This is a genomic window from Mucilaginibacter psychrotolerans (assembly GCF_004519315.1).
Lineage (GTDB): Bacteria > Bacteroidota > Bacteroidia > Sphingobacteriales > Sphingobacteriaceae > Mucilaginibacter > Mucilaginibacter psychrotolerans.
Genome location: NZ_SOZE01000048.1, coordinates 1 through 20,253, shown reverse-complemented (window position 1 = coordinate 20,253; position 20,253 = coordinate 1). Strand labels below are relative to the sequence as shown.

The 20,253-nt window shown below is 41.4% G+C and carries 20 protein-coding genes; 11 read left to right on the top strand and 9 right to left on the bottom strand.

Annotation, left to right across the window (positions count from 1 at the left end; genetic code table 11):
* Positions 1 to 272: 272 nt before the first annotated feature.
* Positions 273 to 746, bottom strand: coding sequence for a Dps family protein (locus E2R66_RS26415; protein WP_133236548.1), 474 nt, complete (start codon positions 744 to 746; stop codon positions 273 to 275).
* A 17-nt stretch (positions 747 to 763) separates the two neighbouring features.
* Complete coding sequence (locus E2R66_RS26410) at positions 764 to 1,759, bottom strand: alpha/beta hydrolase (protein WP_133236550.1); 996 nt, start codon at positions 1,757 to 1,759, stop codon at positions 764 to 766.
* A 337-nt stretch (positions 1,760 to 2,096) separates the two neighbouring features.
* On the opposite strand from E2R66_RS26410, the gene E2R66_RS26405 reads away from it, so the two are divergent.
* From E2R66_RS26405 to E2R66_RS28580, 3 genes are all read left to right on the top strand, one after another.
* Positions 2,097 to 2,792, top strand: a complete 696-nt coding sequence (locus tag E2R66_RS26405; protein ID WP_133236552.1) for a LytR/AlgR family response regulator transcription factor — start codon at positions 2,097 to 2,099, stop codon at positions 2,790 to 2,792.
* A gap of 99 nt (positions 2,793 to 2,891) precedes the next feature.
* Positions 2,892 to 5,102 (top strand): response regulator, encoded by a 2,211-nt coding sequence (locus E2R66_RS26400; RefSeq protein WP_133236554.1) that lies wholly within the window; start codon positions 2,892 to 2,894, stop codon positions 5,100 to 5,102.
* A 290-nt stretch (positions 5,103 to 5,392) separates the two neighbouring features.
* Positions 5,393 to 5,569, top strand: a complete 177-nt coding sequence (locus tag E2R66_RS28580; protein ID WP_158288509.1) for a hypothetical protein — start codon at positions 5,393 to 5,395, stop codon at positions 5,567 to 5,569.
* Positions 5,570 to 5,599: 30 nt separating this feature from the next.
* Here E2R66_RS28580 and E2R66_RS26385 read toward each other — a convergent pair whose 3' ends face one another.
* From E2R66_RS26385 to E2R66_RS26365, 5 genes are all read right to left on the bottom strand, one after another.
* The gene (locus tag E2R66_RS26385; protein ID WP_133236556.1) at positions 5,600 to 6,673 is read right to left on the bottom strand and encodes an NADH:flavin oxidoreductase/NADH oxidase; all 1,074 of its coding nucleotides are present in this window, start codon (positions 6,671 to 6,673) and stop codon (positions 5,600 to 5,602) included.
* A 10-nt stretch (positions 6,674 to 6,683) separates the two neighbouring features.
* Complete coding sequence (locus tag E2R66_RS26380; RefSeq protein WP_133236558.1) at positions 6,684 to 6,917, bottom strand: DUF2630 family protein; 234 nt, start codon at positions 6,915 to 6,917, stop codon at positions 6,684 to 6,686.
* Positions 6,918 to 6,922: 5 nt separating this feature from the next.
* Complete coding sequence (locus E2R66_RS26375) at positions 6,923 to 8,059, bottom strand: FAD binding domain-containing protein (RefSeq protein WP_133236560.1); 1,137 nt, start codon at positions 8,057 to 8,059, stop codon at positions 6,923 to 6,925.
* A gap of 2 nt (positions 8,060 to 8,061) precedes the next feature.
* Positions 8,062 to 9,783: a ubiquinone-dependent pyruvate dehydrogenase gene (poxB, locus tag E2R66_RS26370; protein WP_133236562.1), complete on the bottom strand. Its 1,722-nt coding sequence runs from the start codon at positions 9,781 to 9,783 to the stop codon at positions 8,062 to 8,064.
* A gap of 98 nt (positions 9,784 to 9,881) precedes the next feature.
* A complete protein-coding gene (locus tag E2R66_RS26365) occupies positions 9,882 to 10,238 on the bottom strand; it encodes a hypothetical protein (RefSeq protein ID WP_133236564.1) in 357 nt (118 codons plus the stop codon).
* 197 nt (positions 10,239 to 10,435) lie between these two features.
* On the opposite strand from E2R66_RS26365, the gene E2R66_RS26360 reads away from it, so the two are divergent.
* Both E2R66_RS26360 and E2R66_RS26355 read left to right on the top strand, forming a co-directional pair.
* Positions 10,436 to 10,954, top strand: a complete 519-nt coding sequence (locus E2R66_RS26360; protein WP_133236566.1) for an antibiotic biosynthesis monooxygenase — start codon at positions 10,436 to 10,438, stop codon at positions 10,952 to 10,954.
* 220 nt (positions 10,955 to 11,174) lie between these two features.
* Positions 11,175 to 12,155 carry a hypothetical protein gene (locus E2R66_RS26355; protein ID WP_133236568.1) on the top strand — a complete coding sequence of 327 codons (981 nt, stop codon included), beginning with the start codon at positions 11,175 to 11,177 and terminating at the stop codon, positions 12,153 to 12,155.
* A gap of 501 nt (positions 12,156 to 12,656) precedes the next feature.
* Here E2R66_RS26355 and E2R66_RS26350 read toward each other — a convergent pair.
* On the bottom strand, positions 12,657 to 12,893 hold the full coding sequence (locus E2R66_RS26350) for a hypothetical protein (RefSeq protein WP_204985998.1): 237 nt from the start codon (positions 12,891 to 12,893) through the stop codon (positions 12,657 to 12,659).
* 352 nt (positions 12,894 to 13,245) lie between these two features.
* Entirely contained in the window at positions 13,246 to 14,175 is a 930-nt protein-coding gene (locus E2R66_RS26345) for a LysR family transcriptional regulator (RefSeq protein ID WP_133236570.1), read from the bottom strand.
* 235 nt (positions 14,176 to 14,410) lie between these two features.
* On the opposite strand from E2R66_RS26345, the gene E2R66_RS26340 reads away from it, so the two are divergent.
* The 6 genes from E2R66_RS26340 to E2R66_RS26315 all read left to right on the top strand — a co-directional run bounded on the left by E2R66_RS26340 (position 14,411) and on the right by E2R66_RS26315 (position 19,864).
* A complete protein-coding gene (locus E2R66_RS26340; RefSeq protein ID WP_133236572.1) occupies positions 14,411 to 14,653 on the top strand; it encodes a hypothetical protein in 243 nt (80 codons plus the stop codon).
* Between the two features lie 212 nt (positions 14,654 to 14,865).
* Entirely contained in the window at positions 14,866 to 16,527 is a 1,662-nt protein-coding gene (locus tag E2R66_RS26335; RefSeq protein ID WP_133236574.1) for a peptidase domain-containing ABC transporter, read from the top strand.
* Positions 16,528 to 16,538: 11 nt separating this feature from the next.
* Positions 16,539 to 17,990, top strand: coding sequence for an HlyD family secretion protein (locus tag E2R66_RS26330; protein ID WP_133236576.1), 1,452 nt, complete (start codon positions 16,539 to 16,541; stop codon positions 17,988 to 17,990).
* Positions 17,890 to 18,939, top strand: coding sequence for a TolC family protein (locus E2R66_RS26325; RefSeq protein WP_133236578.1), 1,050 nt, complete (start codon positions 17,890 to 17,892; stop codon positions 18,937 to 18,939). Before E2R66_RS26330 ends, E2R66_RS26325 begins: the two co-directional genes overlap by 101 nt.
* Positions 18,930 to 19,283: a TolC family protein gene (locus E2R66_RS26320; protein ID WP_133236580.1), complete on the top strand. Its 354-nt coding sequence runs from the start codon at positions 18,930 to 18,932 to the stop codon at positions 19,281 to 19,283. Before E2R66_RS26325 ends, E2R66_RS26320 begins: the two co-directional genes overlap by 10 nt.
* A 26-nt stretch (positions 19,284 to 19,309) precedes the next feature.
* Positions 19,310 to 19,864 carry a TetR/AcrR family transcriptional regulator gene (locus tag E2R66_RS26315; RefSeq protein ID WP_133236582.1) on the top strand — a complete coding sequence of 185 codons (555 nt, stop codon included), beginning with the start codon at positions 19,310 to 19,312 and terminating at the stop codon, positions 19,862 to 19,864.
* Positions 19,865 to 20,253 lie beyond the last annotated feature (389 nt).

Sequence of the window (20,253 nt, the reverse complement as noted above, 5' to 3'; positions counted from 1 at the left end):
CGCCATTTTAATTTCTTAAATTCCATGTTATCAGGGTGTTATAAATAATACTAGTTGGTATATTTATGATTTTTGTTACTATTAGAAAGTAATTCTGTTGCTTTTTGGGTCCCCAAATCATCTTTTGTTCCTAATTTTTAGATTACTTAACTAGCAATGAAAAAACGGCTGTATCATAAGTCAATCTCAAACTTAATTTTAAGACCCTAATTAATAATCAATTTGTTCCGATTTTTTATTTGGTCAAAATTGACTTATGATACAGCTATTTTTTATCTGAAATGCGACCTGATCATCCAGGCCATACCCTCGTGTGTTTCCATTAACCCGGTGATAAAATCACTCGTGCCGGCATCATTAAATTCTGTGGCAAATGGGGTAATGTTTCCGCGAATAAACTCGATGATACTTTCGTGATCTTGCAGTAACTCTTTCAAAAAGCCCTGGCTGTCGTTCTTTCTATCGCTTTTTTCGGTCAAGTGAGTCAGTTGCAAAAATTGCGCTAAGGTGGCCGGTGCATAGTGACCTATTTTACGGATGCGTTCTGCAACGCTATCCATTAGCTCGTCCAGTTCGCCGTACTGGCTTTCAAAAAAGATATGCATGGAGTGGAAATCGGGGCCTTCAATATTCCAGTGCGCGTTACGGGTTTTGGTGTACAGTACAAATTCGTCTGCCAATAATTTACTTAATTGATCTGAAACAGCTTTCCTGTCTGCTTCGTTGATGCCAATGTTAGGTTTCATGATGTTATTTTTTATGATTATATGAATAGATATTTTTTCAACTCGGCAGAAGCCTGTACAATTAAAGATTTCACGGATGGAACTGTAGCCAGTGCGTTCAGCAAACCAAAATCGTGAATCATACCATTATAACGTACGGTAGTAACGGTTACGCCGGCCTCATTCAATTTGCGGCCGTAGGCTTCGCCCTGATCTCTCAGGATATCGTTCTCCGCAACCTGGATCAAAGCGGGTGGAAGGTCTTTTAATTCGTCTAGGGTTGCGTTTAATGGCGATACCAATATTTGCGTGCGTTCGCCTGCGTCGGTAGTATATTGGTCAAACATCCATTTCATCAGGGGCGCAGTTAAAAAACGATCCTGGCCGAAAAGTGTATAGGATTCCCAATCAAACCTGGCATCGGTTACCGGCCACATCATAATCTGCAGACTGATTTTGGGGCCATTTTTGGCTTTAGCCTGTAGGGCAGTAGCCGCGGTCATATTACCACCTACACTGTTACCCACAACAGCTAAACGGCTACCGTCAACATTGATCTCTTTTCCATTTTCAGCCACCCATTTAGTTGCCGCATATATCTGGTTAATAGCTATCGGATATTGCGCTTCCGGAGATGGTGTATAATTTACAAAAACTGCTACCACGCCAGATGCAACAACTAGGTCACGAACCAGGCGTTCATGTGTAGGGTAGTCGCCTAATATCCAACCACCACCGTGTATAAAAATAAATACCGGCAGTTCTTCGGCTACACCTTCAGGGCGAACAATGTTCAGGCTGATTTCCTGACCATCGGCAGTGATTGTTTTTTGTGATACTTCAATGCCTGAAAGATCCACTTTAACAGATGCCTGTGCTCCAATTAAAACCTGTCTCGCATCTTCTTTCGATAAAGTTTCCAAAGGGGCACCACCGCTATTTAATACTTTTAAAAATTCTTTAACCTGGCGGTCGATGTGAGGGTCTGTTGCGTAATTTACAATTTCAATTTCTTCAGTGATTGTGGTTTTCATGATATTTAATTTTAAAGTGTTTTATAATTTTAATTGCTTTGTTTGTTGATGTAAAAGTAGATGGCGGCTGCTATGATCTGAATTGCTATTCGTTGAACAGGCACATTTTGTCGTTGGGATATGCTTTTAGTACTTTGGAGGAATTGCAAATAGCTTACGTTGTGGTAATGCTCAGCATTGATCAATTGGTGACAGAGCAAAGTTCTGGGCAATAGTTTTTAACAGGTATTATTTTAAGGTAAAACCGTTTGAAAGCCGCCAGTCCAAGCGCTTCGAAAATTGGAAGAATACTTTTTTTAAGCGACATTTACGCTCACGAATCATATACTATATCACAATGACGTGCCTCATTATTGACGACAATCCCATAGCCCGAGCCACCCTGAGTCAACTGGCGAACCAGGTTAAAGACCTGGATGTTATTTGCGAATATTGTAATGCCATTGATGCCTACAATCATTTACAGGCCGACGAAGTGGACCTGATATTTCTGGATATTGAAATGCCGGAAATGAGTGGCCTGGAACTGACCCGGAACCTGCGTAATAAAGGAACCATCATTATATTTACCACCTCTAAAAAAGAATATGCAGTTGAGGCGTTTGAACTTAACGTTGCCGACTACCTGGTAAAACCGGTTACACCGGCCCGTTTTCTACAAGCGGTAAGCAAAGCCAGGGAAATAATTGATAGTAAAAAAGAAGAAGTACAGGTTAAGCTTGATGAGTTTATTTTTGTACGCGATTCAAATATTACCCGGCGGATCAGATTTGATGAAATTTTATATGCCGAAGCGATGGGCGATTACGTGAAGTTTTATACCAAAGCAAAAACTTATGCTATTCATGGCACATTAAAAGGCGCAGAAGAAAAGCTGCCTTCGGCTAATTTCATCCGGGTTCACCGCTCCTATATCATCGCCATGGATAAGATCGATACTTTGCAGGAGGGTGGTTTAGTGATTAACGGGCAATTTTTACCTATTGCTGATGCCTACCGTAAATCACTAAACAGCCGGATGAATGTTTTTTAGCCAACCTTCGTTTTTGCCTGTTCAACGATCTTTAACGCCCATCTAACTAATAACCTAATCAGTTCAAAGTCGTTTTATCCAATTTTACCGATTGTTTTTATGAACACAACACCCCGGATAATGGCAAACAAACGTTTTGGTTATTTTATGCTGGTAGCTTTTGGCGTTGCTACTATATTATTGCTCATCATAGGGGATAACTTTTCTGCCAATATGGATGCCATGCTGCATGGCAATGAAAAACTGATGCAGGAGTTAAAAGCCAGCAACCACCTCAGGGAAATTGACCGGGATATACTAGGGGTGGAGAGCCGGATCAGGGCGGCGATTGCAACTAACGATACATCTCACCTGGAGGGGGTTGACGAGAAGGTGTCTGCAGTAATGGTGTATCTTGATTCTATGGATAATGATGCTGCCGGAAAAACTACTATAAAGTATCTTCGCAGGCTAAAGCAACTCTCCGAAGAAAAGGTCAATACCAAAAACGCCCTTATTGAACGCTATTTAAAGCTAGGTAACATGAATGACACTACATTCATTGCCAATCCGCGCGCGCGCAGAATTTCGGACGAAATTACTTCTGTTACGCATAAAATATATGACATCCGCCAGCAGAAAATAGTTGCCCTAAGCCAGGATAGCATTGCGGGCAGCAGGCATGCCCGGGTTTACAGCAATATATTAATAGGCTTTATGTTTGTTAGTGGCGCTGTGTTTTGCTGGTTCATCTTAGGCCAGTTCAGCCAGCAAAACAAGTTAATTATTAAACTGGATGCTTCAGAAAAGAGGTCAATAGAAGCTTTGCAGGTTAAAGAAAATTTCCTGGCCAATATGAGCCACGAGATTCGTACGCCGCTTAACTCGATACTTGGGTTTACCAATTTATTGCAACGGCGGGATAAAGACCCCGATTCGGCAGAGTTTATTGAAGCTATCCAGAAAGCCGGCGAAAACCTGATGGCAATCATCAATGATATACTTGACCTGTCTAAGATCGAAGCAGGGATGATGCGGATTGTGAAAGCCCCGTTCAGCGTGCGCGGGCTCGTTCATTCTATCGAAACACTTTTTAAAGAAAGGGTTAATGAGAAGGGTTTGCAGTTAAATTGTAGCGTTGAAGATAACGTACCCGATACCCTGGTGGGCGACGCTACCCGCCTTACACAGATATTGGTGAACCTGATTGGCAATGCGTTAAAATTTAGTGATGGCGGGATGATCGAAGTTCAGATAGATATCGTATCTGCAAACGGCAGCGATATGCAACTGGGTGTAAAGGTTAAGGATACAGGCATCGGTATCAGCAATGAAAAACTCGACAAAATTTTTGAACGCTTTAATCAGGCTGAAGATTCCATCACCCGTAATTATGGCGGAACCGGGCTTGGACTTTCCATCGTCAAAACGCTCATCGAGCTGCAGGGTGGTAATATTTCGGTGCATAGTATACCCGGTAAAGGGACTGAGTTTGCATTTGATATCCCCTATACCATTGCCGATGAGCAAATAGATCTTAAACCGCAAATGACCACACAGGAATTGAAAGAGATGGTAAATTCATCATTGCAAATACTGGTGGTGGATGATAACGCGATGAACCAAAGCTTGTTGAAACACTTGTTAATACAATGGGGGGCATCTTTTACTATTGCCGCCAATGGCTTAGAAGCATTAGAAACAATCAAGGCAAAATCGTTCGACCTGGTGCTGATGGATATACAAATGCCAAAAATGGACGGATACACAGCTACACGACACATACGCGAAGACCTAAAGCTGAATACACCCATAGTTGCCATGACGGCGCACGCTATGGCCGGTGAGCGCGAAAAGTGTATAAGCAATGGTATGAACGATTACATTTCAAAGCCCATCAACGAAGAACATCTTTTTAAGATAATCAATAAATTTATAGGCCCAAAAATTGGATCTATATCCGCAGCGACACCATCTATAGTCTCTGGAGCATATCAATATATTGACCTTGCTTATATGAGAGAAATCAGCAAAGGGAATATGGTTTATGAAAAATTAGTTACCGGACATTTTATAGAAGGTATCCCGGCGGATGTTCGGAACCTTGAAATTGCTTTTCAAAATCAGGATTTAACTGAACTTAAGCGTACATCTCATGATATGAAAACCAGCGTTTCCATTATGGGTTTGTTACCACTGTTAAATGATCTGCTTGATAGCCTTGAAGATGCTAACGCCATGGACGAAGTACAGCCGACTGTTATAGCCGAAGTGAAGAAAATATGCCTTGCTGCGGTAGAAGAGGCGAGGCATATTTTTAATAAGGAATAATAGTTATCATTTGATCGTGCGGGTAGCAGTAAGCCCAATATTCGTCGGGTTCGGCAGATATTACAACGGGGTGATGGGTATGCGCGGCATGCCCGCAGATGCGGCCATGTACTGCCCGTTTTTACACATTCTTCGCAATAATATTTGTCGGCGGGCTTAACTACCATTAATTTAAGGTGATTGCAAATTTGAGTTTCCATTTTTTAATAGTTTTTGGTTAAATACCTGTGTACAAAAGTTACGGACATGGCACCCTCGACAACGGCTGAGGCTACCCTTTTAATGGTGTTATGCCTGACATCGCCGACTGCAAAGCAGCCATTCACGCTGTTTCCAAAAAGGATGGTGTAAATAAATTAGACCATTTGTTTGCAAAAGATGGTTCATACAAGTCTGTACCGGTTACCAGGTACGCAGCCTCATCACGTACTATAGCCGTGCCCTTTGCCCAGGCTGTGTTAGGTTGACCGCCAATGTAGTTTCCATCATCATATCGGTTAAAACGCCCTCTTATACTGAAAAGGAATAGCTACATCAGCACCTAGTTGTTTAGCAGCGTGTAACGCGAAATAAGGATCTCTTAAAAATTCGCGCGCCATAATCACCAGGTCGGCCTTGCCGGATGCAATGATCTCATCAGCCTGTCCGGCTTCGGTAATTGCGCCAACGGCACCGGTCAGGATACCTGTTTCAGCTTTTATCTTTTCGGCAAAAGGCACCTGGTATGAGGGATATACTCTTGATTTATCCAAAAAAACAAATCCTCCTGCCGAAGCCGTGATCAGGTCTACACCTATTTGTTTCAATATACCGGCCAGCACAATACTATCTTCTATTTTCCAGGCTCTTTCGTCTTCCAAATAATCAACAGCAGATAGGCGTACCAGTAAAGGCATGGTTTGCGGGATGATCCGTCTGATCTCTTCAGCGGTTTCTACCAACAGGCGGATGCGGTTCTCAAAACTTCCGCCATACTTATCGGTGCGCTGATTAATGATATTTGAATAGAACTGATGAAAAAGATAACCATGCCCGGCGTGCAGTTCAATAGCGTCAAACCCTGCCGCTACCGCCCGTAATGCGGCTGCGGAAAAGTCTTTCCTGATCTTTTGAATGCCCCGTAATGAAAGTTCTTTAGGAAGGCTCATGTTGTTAAAAGGCGCAACGGCCGATGAACTTTTGGTTAGCCAGCCACCGTTTTCGGGTGTTAGGTATTGTAAGCCATCGTTAGGATGCGACCGGCTGCCCTTGCTGCCAAAATGGGCAATCTGGGCGGCGGTTTTTGCACCCTGTTCATGAATGAATTTGTTAATGGTGCGCCAGCCGGCTATCTGCCCGTCGTTCCATAAGCCGGCATCATAGTGTGTACTGCGGCCTTCTTTGTTCACAGCCAGGCTTTCGGTAATAATGAGCCCTGCGCCACCCACGGCGCGGCTGCCTAAATGTACCATGTGCCAATGTCCAACTTTGCCGTTAACGGCACTGAACTGTTGCATAGGCGATACAACGATCCTGTTTTTTAATGCCATACCCCTGATTTGGAGTGGCCTGAATAAATTGAGAGTTGCCATGGTTTTAGCTTTAATTTTTGTAATTTTCAATAGTGTCGATATCTCTTATCTCGGCTTTATTCGGGTTTTTATGCGCATCGCGTAAAGCTCTTCTTTGATTCAGTAAGTCCCAATATTGATCAAGCTCCAGTTTGATTTGATGCAGTTGCTGCACGTCATCGTCTGTTATATTCTCATTACCCCACAGTTTTTCTTCTTTTTCTGTTAGGGCTTTAATGTGGTTTAATACCTGGTTATCTTCCATGATGATTAATATTTGTTGTTAATTAAATTTTGTCCTAATCCGCTCCCTTTTGCCAATTGTCTTCCGTAACTAATTAGTTCGGCAGTATGCTGCAGTTGTACGCTATTCCACTGTTTTAAGGCACTTGCAATGTTACTATGGTCTGTTAATGCAGCGGCCAAGGCCAAGGCATCTTCGTATGCTTTAGCCGTTCCGGACGCGGTATGCGGCCTTACCAGCGCTGCCGCATCGCCAAGTATCACTACCCGGCCCTCGTACATTTTGGGCACCGCCATATCAACTATTACCTGCACAAAAGGGTTTTGGGTTTGTTGTACCCTGGCCGATAGTATCTCAGGCAATTCAATTTGTGCCCGTGATCTTAATTCGGCGATGTTTTCCTGACGCAAGAAGGTAGCGGGCATGCTATATTGCCGCTCAATACCATTTTTATCTGTCATTAACTCTTTCAGCTCTGCCTCAGTTTTGTTGAGGTACCAAACCCAGTTTAATTGCCTGTGGCCATTGCCCAATTCGCCATCATTGCCCGGCACCAGATAAGCCAGTAAATGAGAATTACTGTAGGGGTATAAAGTAAACTTATCAGCAAAAAAGTCAATTTCTTCTACTGTCAATTCGTCTTCGGGGATAAGGCCGCGATAAGCAACATAACCGGCGTACAGGGGGGCTATACCCGGAAAAAGATGTTTGCGCACTACCGAATTGTATCCATCGGCGCCAATGAGCAAATCAGTTTCAATTTGGCTGCCATCGGCGAAAGTTCCGGTTACAATATCGCCTGTTTGCTGCAGGCCTGCCAACTGATGGTTATAATGATAATTTTCTTCCGGAAAGTAGGCCTTCAACTGCTGCCAAAGATAATTCCATGATGTAAAAGAGGTATCGTTCTCATATCTGTAAGCTGGGTATCCCTGGTCGTTCAGTATCTGCCTTTGCATTGCCGGAACACCGAAAAGCTGATGGCTGGATATGCCTTGACGTATCATGTAATTCATTAATCCAGGCTGTACAACCAGCCCGGCACCCCGGCCTTGCATTGCCGATGCCGAGCGTTCATAAATATCAACCTGATAGCCGGATTTTTGCAATGCTATGCCGGTTAATAACCCGCCTATAGATCCGCCGATGACAGTTGCTTTCATATCTATTTCAAAAAATTAGTGTTTAAGGTATCCCAAACCTCGGCACCATCGCCTAAAAGCGTTTGCCTTAACATATAAATGCCAAAGCCCTTTGCTTCGTCAAAATTGATCTGCGGCGGCATAGCCAGCTCTGTTGGGTTGGTTAACACGTCTATCAAAACCGGCCCCTTGTGCGCTAATGCCTTTGCTACCGCAGCCGGTAAATCTTCTGAATTTTCTACGCGTATACCCATAATGCCGATTGCTTCTGCCATTTTTGCGAAATCCGGATTTTTAAGTTCGGTGCCAAACGGCGGCATACCTATTACCTTCATCTCCATGGCTACAAAGCCTAACGAACCATTGTTATAAATAATCAGTTTCACCGGCAGATCATACTGGTAGATGGTCAGGATATCGCCCATCATCATCGCAAAACCTCCGTCGCCGGATAGGGAGATCACCTGCCTTTCCGGAAACGCAAGTTGCGCGCCAATAGCCTGAGGCATGGCACTGGCCATAGAGCCGTGGTTAAATGAGCCAATAAGTCTTCTGCCTTTTTTCATATCCAAATACCTGGCCGCCCAAACCGTAGGGGTACCTACATCGGCGGTGAATATGGTATCTGGTTCTGCCTGGTCGCTTAAAACTTTGGTGAGGTATTCGGGATGTATTAATTTCCCGGTTTCACCAGCGGCACGTTTATCAAGATTGATGCGGTTTTGCTTATACCGGGCCTGGCAGTCTTTCAGGAATAAGGCATCGGTTTTGGCTTTTACCAATGGTATTAGGGCCTTGATGGTTTCACCAATATCACCTGTAAGCCCTAAGTCCAGTTTGCAGCGCCTGCCCAAACGTTCGGGCCTGATATCGATCTGAACAATTTTTGCACCATCGGGATACCATTCTTTGTATGGAAAATCGGTGCCCAGCATCAACAATAGGTCGCAGTTCTTTACCGCGTGGTTGCCGGATGCCATCCCGATAAGCCCGGTCATGCCCACATCAAAAGGGTTGTCATATTGAACATATTCTTTCCCGCGAAGCGCGTGTACCGTAGGTGATGAAAGCAGCCCTGCCAGTGTAATTAACTCATCATGCGCGCCGGCACAGCCTGCGCCGCAAAGTAATGTTATAGCCTCTGCCTGATCAATAAGCATGGCCAGCTCTTTAAGGTCTGTGTCGGACGGACGGGTAAGTGGGCGATTTAAAAACAAAGGATGTTCCAGTTCATCATTATCAATTGTTTGCATGGCTACATCGCCAGATAAGCTAACTATCGATACCCCTTTTAGGCTAATGGCAGTTTGAATAGCTATTTGCAATACCCTGGGCATTTGTTTTGCTGAAGCAATAGTTTCGCAATAGTAGCTGCATTCGCGGAATAAAGCTTCAGGCCGGGTTTCCTGAAAATAGCTGGTGCCAATTTGCTCGCTTGGAATTTGCGCCGCAATAGCTAAAACAGGCGCATTACTGCGATGCGCATCATATAAACCGTTGATCAGGTGCATATTGCCCGGGCCACAGCTGCCCGCGCAAACTGCCAGTTTTCCGGTTAATTGTGCTTCGGCACCAGCGGCAAATGCGGCTGCCTCCTCATGACGGTAGTGGATCCATTTGATTTTACCTGATTTGCGCAGTTCATCCGTAATTCCGTTGAGCGAATCGCCAACTACGCCATGTATATGAGTTACACCGGCTTGCTCCAGTATCTCTACTAATTTTGCTGCTATTGTTTTTGACATGGTAATTCAATTTTTTTATTAAGTTGTGTATAATTTAGGCACATGCTGCCCTATTGCTGCATAGTTAAAGCCAGCAACTACTGCCGGTGCGTTGATGTTTACTCAAATTTTGGAGGATGGCTGTAATTACTAAATAGTGCCTTGATAGGGCAGTACATTGTAAAGGCAGTAACTTCAAGATAGAATATAGACGGTGCTATAATATAAAGGGTATGAGTGCCGTATGTCCAGTCTATGGCCGATAACATGGGCATGGTGATTACCAATGCAGCCCGTATTATTGCTTCTTTAATAGTCAGGTTTTCTGGTGCCTCGGCATTAAACCAACTGGTGGTCGGTTTTGATATAGAAAACATTTTTCGTTTAACTTCAGTATTCGTTTGAACCGGATTTTTTACGCGGTTATATTTTGTGTGTACAAAGGAGGGGTGAGGTGGCAATGCTAATATTTTCATGGCGATTGTGTTTCTGGTGTTTTTTAATTATATCCTAAATTAGTGCCCTTATAAAAACGCCATTATCATTTTCGTTGAATAGGGAAATACTATCGTTAAAACCAAGTAAAGTGCTGTTGGGCAAACAGTGGCATAGTTAATTAAGGGGTTACAATATATATTCTGTTTCCTATATTTGATCAAGAGAATAACTGAATATGCCAATACATGTCGCCATTACCCGTAAAGTGTTGCCGGGTAAAGAGCACGAATTTAAGGATGCGCTTCACCAGTTTATGGGCGAATCATTTCGGCATGATGGGGTTCATGGTGCCAGTATTATTTCTGGGCCCGAAGGTGATGATGACCGGGAAATAGGCATATTGCGAACCTTCAAAAATAAGGCTGAACGGGATGCATTCTACCACTCCGAACATTTTAAGAAGTGGGAAGAATATGCATCCAAAATAACAGAACAACCCATTTACTGTGAGCTAAACGGCCTTGAGGCATTTTTTAGGTCTGCTGCGGCGCCACCGCGCTGGAAAATGGCACTGGTTACACTCTGCGGGGTGTTTCCAACCAGTATACTCCTTAATTTAGCCATTAGCCCTTTTGTAAAAGATTTTCCTTTATTTATTCGACTGCTGATCATTGCTGTATGTATGGTGGGTATATTAACTTGGGTAGTGATGCCAACACTAACCCGTGTTCTAAAAAAGTGGCTCCGATCATAAAAACACAATAACACTATCCCTTTCCACTAAAGGACTTCATTATTCTTCAATTATTTAACGTATAGCGCAGCGATTAATTTATCCTGAAGCCGCATGGCTTTAGCGTACCGTATTTAACGATACTTTTTGCCTGTTTAACGAATAGCCCTATCCATACGGCTTTACACGCTATTACATTTATGCAAAACATTATCTGCGTAAAATTTAAACTCAAACTATCATGAAGAATAAAACTAAACTACTGGCATCTTCATTTTTTTTAATTGGCATACTGCCGCTGTTAATGGGCTGCAATACTACCAGAGAAGCGTCTAAGTTTCGTCTGATCATGAAGGATGATTATTGTGTTTCAAATATTAATGGTGTTTTTAGCGAAATTGAACCTTCTTTTAATAATCCAGATTCACTATTGGAAAATGATTCGTTGCTAAGCAACGGGTTTTCAAAAAAGGAAATTCTGGTAGCTAATGCTACCGGGATGATACCTGTTATTAAACAGTTGCTAATAACTCAAAACGACAGGCCTGTCGGGACGATGATTAAGGGGCCTGGCTTACAACAGCGGATACAGGAACAGTTGTTAAGGGTAAAATCGATTTTTGATGAACTGCAATCTGAGCTTAGTTGCGAAACGGAAAGGACAAAAAGGGCCGCCGCATACCTGGACGGCTACAAAACAAAGAGAGCTAATAATTTAACTATAGCGGCCATGTTTGCCGGTTCGGCAACTACAGTGGTACCAGTGCTTGTTAAAAGTAGTAAGCCCCAAAATACAATAGTTATCGGCGGAGCTATTGTCTCAGCCTATTTGGGTGCTAAACTACTGCAATCCGGACACAATAAAGTAGACTTCACTTATGAAAGAAACCTGCTTTCGGATATTTGGACTGACACAAAGGTTTCGGAAGAATATCCGGCATTTATCTGGCAGCTCATGAATAGGAAAGAACTCAACACAGGCAACAACAACTTATCTTTACAGCAAAACATTAAAAAAAGATGGTGGAGCATTGAGCTAAACGGAGCCAATACCCATACGCTCGAACTGCTATTTAAAAAAGGTGGTAGTTACTCAGAGGATGATCTGCAAACACGCACTATGTTGCTTGGCCAATTGGAGACATCTGTAAACCTGCTAAGCGCTAATGTTCAATCTTGCCTATTATCCATTCAAAAAAAGCTAGTAATCAGCACTAAATGATAAATGTTATTTAAATAGCGTAAGGCTTGCGGCTGGATATTCTCAGAGAGTACATCGTGTTTGACTTATGAGTATTTTTAAGTATAAAATTATCCGATCAAAGGTAAGCTCATGCAAGTTTTCCACATCATTTATCTAAAATTTGGTGTGATTATTTTTGTTGTTGATTTGTTACTGAATACATGTAACTATTTGATAATCAATTTATAAGTACTTTATGTATCGCAAGTTAACATACTTTGTTTCGCAACTGTAGAGAATTAATTTAAAAGCTAATTATTGCCAATATTATATCGCAAGAAATAAAAATGAAAATTGCGGCTATATTCGAAAATCGTAATCGATGAATTGTATCTACTCATCACATAAAGAGCAATAGGGAGGGGAGGGGTAGGGAATAAGTATTAAGATTTTCTATGAGCTTTATACAGGTTTGCGTCGTGACTTATTTCAGCTGATGTTTTTCTTTGTCCAAGTTTTACCCATTCCTGTAGTTCTGCTTTAACGAAATAAAGTCTTTTGCCTGGTTTGCTTACCGGTATTTCTTTTCGACTTACCTTTGTATACAATGAAGCTGTGCTTATTTTCAAAAAAATCAGCCGCCTCGGACACGTTTAATAATTGATTTTCTTCTATCACTTTCGGTTCAAATTTTTGAAGCATTTTCTCTATATGCTCTACTTTTTCAAATAATTGTCGTACAATTTCGGGAAGTTTATCAAATCCAAAAGGTTCCATTAAATAAAAATTTAAGCTGCAATTTGGTGATATTTTTCGATATCGCCATATAGACTTAATGGAAGTTACTATTGTGGCGCTCGAAGATTTAGCCTATGAAGGTTATAATTTTTAGCAATTATTGTTTAGATTTACTCTTGATTTACAGCCATAAATAATAGTGCGACATTCGTGGTGACATGGATTCGATAAATGTGTAAAATATTGATTATTAGTGGTATATGAGGTATGGTTCGAATCCCTCCCTCACCGCTAAGTTGAAAAATAACATTATTTAAGGCCTGTAGATCATATGATTCACAGGCCTTTGTTGTTTACTTGGCCGCAAAATATTGGATTGATCCCAAATTACTTATTTGCCCCATTCATCATACCAGCTGAATTTATCACTAATTATCTGCTTTTTATGCTGGTCAAGATAATTTAAATAGGCATCAGCTAATGGCGAGAATTCTTTGTTTTTTAGCCAGATAAGATTCCATGTTGACATGATCGGAAAGCCTTCAACCTTTATAATTTGTAATTCACCGTTGATTAATTCGTTCTTAATGCCTATGAGCGGCATAATTGAAAAGCCCAGGCCCGCAATTACCGCTTGTTTTACCGCTTCATTAGAGGTAAGTTCCATCTTTTTTCTAACTGGCAGCAGATTTTTATAGATAAACTTTTCCATCGTCTGGCGCGTGCCCGATCCTGGCTCTCTGTAGATTAGGGGCAATTCTTTAAATATGTTGTAATCATAAGCGTCATTATTCAGCTCATGCTCTTTATAGCCAATCAGATACAGTTTGTTTGGCATAAGCTCCGTCCGTTCCACCTGTAGCTGATCCGGAAGAACAGAGACCAACGAGAAGTCGACCTCATTGTTTTCGAGACTTTCAATCACTTTCGACCGATTGGTGACGTCTAAAACCAATTCTACCCCAGGGTGCTCTTTCAAAAAGCCCGAAAGAAAATAGGGAATAATGTATTTTCCTGTGGATACAACGGATAGCTTTAAGCGCCCAGCTAGTTGGCCTTTGTATGCCAGCGTTTTGTAATTTATGGCATATACTTCATCTAGTATTTTTTCAGCTGCTTTTGCTATCTCCGTTCCAAAATCTGTAACGTACAATTGTCTTCCTATTACTTCCGTAAGCGGAATTTCGAATTGCTCCTGAAAATTTCTGAGCTGTATGGATACTGCAGGCTGTGTAAGGTGTAGCTCTTCCGCCGCCTTGGTAATGCTCTTGAGTTGGGTAACTTTTAAAAATATTTTAAGTTGATGAAAAGTATAATTCATAAATAATTTTTATGTATTTCATTACAAATATAAATGAAAATTTATGAGTGGCCGAACGCATTTTTGTCGGAAATAATAGCAAAAAATACTGGGCGATTTTTAAGCCATAATCAAATTGTAAAGTTGCTTAACAGCGCTATTGAATTGGGGATTGACACAATCAAAACCGATATTCATTAAGCATTTGAGGACAAGGCAGCTGTTGCTTGGGGTACGTACGATAAAATAGGTAGAAATGGATATACAACTAATAGAAGGGCAGTTTAGCGGTGCCGAAGCACTGGACCTCCTTACGGCGATGATTCATGTAAAGATCCGCTTTCACGAAAATAAGATCAGCCGACAAAGCTCAGAACAGGACATTAAGTCGCGCGAACGGCGCATAAAGCAATTGCAAAAAGATTTGTTTGAAATCCGCGCTTTTATTAGCAAAAAAGGTGGCGATGTTACGCTCAAATCAGTAGTAGCAATTCAATAACCCTATATTTTATTAAAAGATAAATTACTAAAGTGTTAAATTGCTCATCGCCATCATTTTTAAATGATTATAACATGAGTATGATAGAAAAAAAAGAAAAAAAATGCAAATTAACAGCGACGTTATAAGGATGATTTTGACTGAGGTTGTTGATCGGGATCATCAAGTTGGAGTTACAGGTTTTATTGAGATAAATTTTAATCAATTGATCAATGTCAGATAAGGTTCAGATTTCGATAAGAAATGCCGGGAAGAAACTTTTACAACTTATCAACCTGGAAAGAAAGGAAGTTGGACAGATATACTTTTTTGCTACACTAACAGGCCTTATTCAGCTTTCGCTGCCATTAGGTATACAGGCAATAATCGGTCTGCTTTTTGGCGGTGTTTTATCTGCATCATTGGTAGTGCTTATTTCGTTCGTAGTAGTAGGTGTGTTGCTGAGTGGCATGATACAGGTAATGCAAATGCGCGTAACAGAAAGTATCCAACAGCGTATTTTCACACGCCTCACTTTTGCTTATGCCTATCGCATACCCCGTATAGATCTTTTGAGCGTTGACAGCTATTATCTTCCCGAACTCGTAAATCGCTTTTTTGATACAGCAAGTTTACAGAAAGGGCTTTCTAAATTGTTACTTGATATTCCGGGAGCTTCTATACAGATATTGTTCGGTCTGGTTCTCTTAAGTTTCTACCATCCTGTTTTCATCATTTTAGGACTGATTTTGTTGATCATTGTTTGGATAATATTTTACCTAAGCAGCCATAAAGGTTTCACTACCAGCATGGAGGAAAGCGAATACAAGTATGAGGTTGGCCACTGGCTGGAAGAGATCTCAAGGGCCATCAAAACCTTCAAGTTTTCACAGAAGCATCAGTTGCACATGAAAAGAACCGACGAACTTACGGCTGGGTATCTTGATGCACGTAGCGCGCATTTTAAGGTACTTGTATTTCAATACAGGGCGTTAATAGCGTTCAAAGTAATCATAACTGCAGCAATGTTAGTCATCGGCACACTTTTGTTCCTTAAACAGCAAATTAACCTCGGCCAGTTCATAGCAGCGGAGATCATTATTATTGCCGTACTCAACTCGGTAGAGAAATTGATCGTTAGCCTGGAAACGCTATATGATGTACTTACTTCGATTGAAAAGTTGGATAAGGTTTTGCAAAAACCGCACGATAATGAATTAAGCACCGCAACTACCGGAAATATCGATCTTAAACAGCCTTTAACCATCGCTGTTCAAAACCTAAGTTTCTCCTTTAACAATCGCAAACCTGTCATCGATCAGCTGACTTTTGACGTTAAACCAGGAGAAAAAATTTGCATCAATGGGAAAGAAGGTTCGGGCAAAACCACCTTATTGCGGATAATTGCAGGCTTATACAGTGGTTACAGCGGACAAATTTTGATCAACGGCATACCACTTCAAAACATACCCGCCGAAGTTTGGCGCTCCCGTGTGGCGATATTTTTTGCAAGGGAAGAATTGTTCGGCGGCACCCTTTGGGATAATCTAACCTTGGGCGACGAGCAATTAAACCTTTCGTTTATTGTTGAAATTTGCCAACTGGTAGGTTTGCAAGCTTTTATCGACGCGAGCGAAAATGGCTATAATACATTGCTCAATCCACAGGGCCAAAAGCTTTCAGATAGTGTAATTCAAAAAATACTTTTAGCACGCTGCTTTTTATTAAAACCGGCACTTCTCGTTATGGAAAATGGCTGGCAGGGAATAGAAAACGAACACCGCAGCTTGATAATTGATAAACTTATAAATGATAAAAGTTTTAGCCTGATTGCTATATCAAACCTCGAAGAACTCAACAGCGTTTGCGATAAGCTAATAACCCTAAACAAGTAAACTACAAATTGATGTTTTTGGAAAAAAATACACATACCAGCCGCTATTTAGATTACCGTTCATTCAAAAAAGCGATGGATGCCAGCCAGTCTATACCCAAAGTTAAATGGATGGCTGCTATACTCATCATTATACTAGTAGTATTACTACTGCCTTGGACACAAAATATCCGTTCAAAAGGGAATGTGTCCACTCTTGAACCGCAGCAGCGCCCCCAACAGATAAATACCATGATACCGGGGCGAATAGCCAAATGGTACGTACGCGATGGCGCCATGGTAAAGCAAGGGGATACTTTGCTGCAAATTACCGAAACTAAAGACGAATACCTGGACCCTGAACTCACCCAGCGAACTTCCGAACAACTTCGTTCTAAAAATGATGCGACTGAGTTTTATAAAAGTAAAGTAAAAACAGCCGATAGCCAGATTTCTGCTCTGCAACAGAGCCTGCAGCTAAAACTACGTCAGCTGCAAAATAAGCTTAAGCAATACGGGCTGCAGGTACAATCAGATAGTATAGCTATGGCCGCTGCGGCCAACCAGCTGAATATAGCAGATGTTCAATTAAAAAGGCAAAAAGAACTTTATCAGGCAGGTTTAAAATCGCTAACCGAGTATGAGCAACGGCAGCAATATTATCAGGATGCTTTAGCTAAAAGGATAGGTACCGAAAATAAATTTTACAACAGCAAAAATGAACTGCTAAATATTAAGCTGGAAATTTCGGCCACGTCTCAGGATTACACAGAGAAGATATCGAAAGTGTCAGGCGATCGTTTTACCGCACTGTCTCAGGCGGCAAGCGGCCAAGGCGAAATTTCAAAACTCAGGAATCAATTATTCAATTATAATGCACGGAGTAATTTTCATTACATTATCGCTCCGCAAAGCGGCCAGGTTTTACAAAGCATCAAAGCGGGTATAGGCGAAACTGTTAAGGATGGCGAACAACTGCTTACCATTGTGCCCCTGCATTTTCAAAAAGCTATCGAGATAGCGGTTGAGCCCAACGATATGCCACTAATCAGTAACGGGCAGTTGGTACGGGTGCAATTTGACGGTTTCCCGGCCATTGTTTTTTCGGGCTGGCCGCAGGCATCATACGGTTTATTTACCGGCCGTGTTGCCGCCATCGATAACAGTATCGATGCATCGGGTAAATTTAAAGTATGGATACAGCCGGATGAAGGTAGTAAGCAATGGCCCGCTGGTGTACGATATGGCACCGGCTGCCAGGTTATCTTATCGCATTGCTTAATAATGTGCCAGTATGGTACGAACTGTGGCGCCAACTCAATGGCTTTCCGCCCAATTTTTATACTTCGACTGCTACAGATCAAGGTAAAACGAATAACAAGAAATGAAAAGAATAACGTTAGCCTTTATCCTGTGCATGGTTTGTTTACATGCGCTTGGGCAAGATCAGTTATTAACGCTAAACGAATACCTGGCAGCAATTAAGCGTTATCATCCTGTTGCATTGCAGGCGGAATTAAATACCGATAAAGCCCGGTACACGCGCAGGGAAGCAATTGGTGGTTTTGATCCAAAGCTGGAAGTTAACCGGGAGCAGAAAGTGTTGGGGGGAATCAGTTACTACGATTACGTGACACCAGAGATTAAATTGCCGCTTTGGTATGGTATCGATTTAAAAGGGAGTTACACAAACTATGACGGTTATTACGTAAATCCCGAAAATAAGGTACCCAAAGAAGGCCTAAGTTACTTAGGGGTAAGCGTACCGTTGGGCCGCGGTTTATTGATTGATGAACGCAGAGCTGCGCTGAAGCGGGCTGCTATCTACCAAAACATCGCTGCTAACGAACAGCGACAGATGCTGAACGATCTGTTTGTAAACGCTACCCATACCTATGCAGAATGGCTAAATGCCTGGTTAAATGCAAAGGTTTATGAAAAGGCTGTTGATCTGGCCTCAGTAAGGCTTAAGGGTGTAAAACTGCTATATAAAAATGGCGACAGACCGGCTATTGACACCTTAGAAGCGCTGACGCTTCTTCAAAGCAGGCAGCAAAAGCTAACCGAATACCAGAACTTGCTTTTAAATAAAAAGAACGACCTGGCTGCTTATTTATGGCTGGATAATTTAACCGCTACTGACCCCGAAAAATTAAAAATTAAACCGGATACCAGCCTTATTAAAATGGCTGTACCCGATAGCCTGCTTTTAAAAGAACCGGCTGCGGTGTCTGCCAAAAATCCGGAAGTAAAGGCATACAGGCTTAAGATAGATCAGCTGAATATTGAAAGGAAACTCAAATTAGAAGAAATCAAACCTACATTCAACGTAAATATTGGCATCCTCAACTCGGGCGGCGCATTCTTTAATAACATGAATTTAACTGGTTGCAAAACAACCAGAAACTTGGTTTCACTATTGCCATGCCGTTAACCTTCACCAAACAGCGGGCCGCCTATAGTTTAAGTAAGATAAAGATAAAGGAAGCCGAATATTACCTTTTAGATAAGCAAAACCTTATTATGGTAAAGTGGAATAATTATCGAAATGATTTTATGAACCTCGAAAAGCAGATTCTGATCAATAATGCGATACAAAACAATAACAGGGCTTTATTGACAGGTGAGGAGACTAAATTTAAGATGGGCGAAAGTTCCTTGTTCCTGGTGAATTCGAGGGAACAAAAAGTGCTGGATACACAAGAAAAGCTGAATGAAATTTATACCAAGCGATTTAAAACAATACAATACCTTAATTGGCTGGTTGGTAGTTGGTGAACAGTGCATCCTAAACCTGCAACAGTATGAACTTTCAATTAGATTTTCCTTTAAATCAAAAGTTGTTCTTGAGAGATCCGTTTAGTACTGAATTGGGTAGATTGATGGTAAGCAAAGCAATTGACCTTATAGCTCAATTGGGTTTTGAAGAATTCAACTTCAAAAAATTGGCTGTCGAAATCAACTCTACCGAAGCAAGCATCTACAGATACTTCCAAAATAAGCACCGGCTTTTACTTTATATTGTTAATTGGTATTGGAGTTATGTAGAATTTATACTAAGTATTAAACTAGAAAACGTTTCAGACTATAAACAACAATTGAATATAATAATTGAGCTATTAACTAAGGTGATATCTGTAGAAAATGCCAATTTACATTACAATAGTTCACATCTCCATAGAATATTGGTAAATGAAAGTAGCAAAGTGTTCCTCGTTACAGACGTTACTGAGTTAAATAACTTTGGTGCCTTTGCTGCCTATGAAAATGTTTGTGCCAAAATAGCCGAGGTAATTGCGTCACGTAGTCCCCATTATCAATATCCCAAATCTTTTAGTGCAACTTTAGTTAAAGCTTGACTTCATCAGCAGTTTTTTTATGCTAACCTGAGGGATTTGGTTGATATCTCTATTGGAAATGAAGGAGATCAGGCAAAAAGATTTTTAGAGGATTTATTGTGCAAAGTATTAGGAATCTGATATTGATAGGGTAGAAGCAACTTCCAACGTAGTCAGACTGGCCTATTTTTCTTTTTAAGAAAACGCAAGTGTGCTAGCTGCCGTGTTGGCTAACGAAGTAATTACCATCACTTGCCGTAAATTACAAGGGAACCCAATTTAGTTCTAAGTAGGGTTTGGTGAATAAGTCGACTGCCCTATATATTTAAAAGCAGTCTTTTCGGAGTGTATTTACCACTGTTTTGGATATGGTACCAGATAGGCACTAATTGTTCTTTTAGATAAGTTGC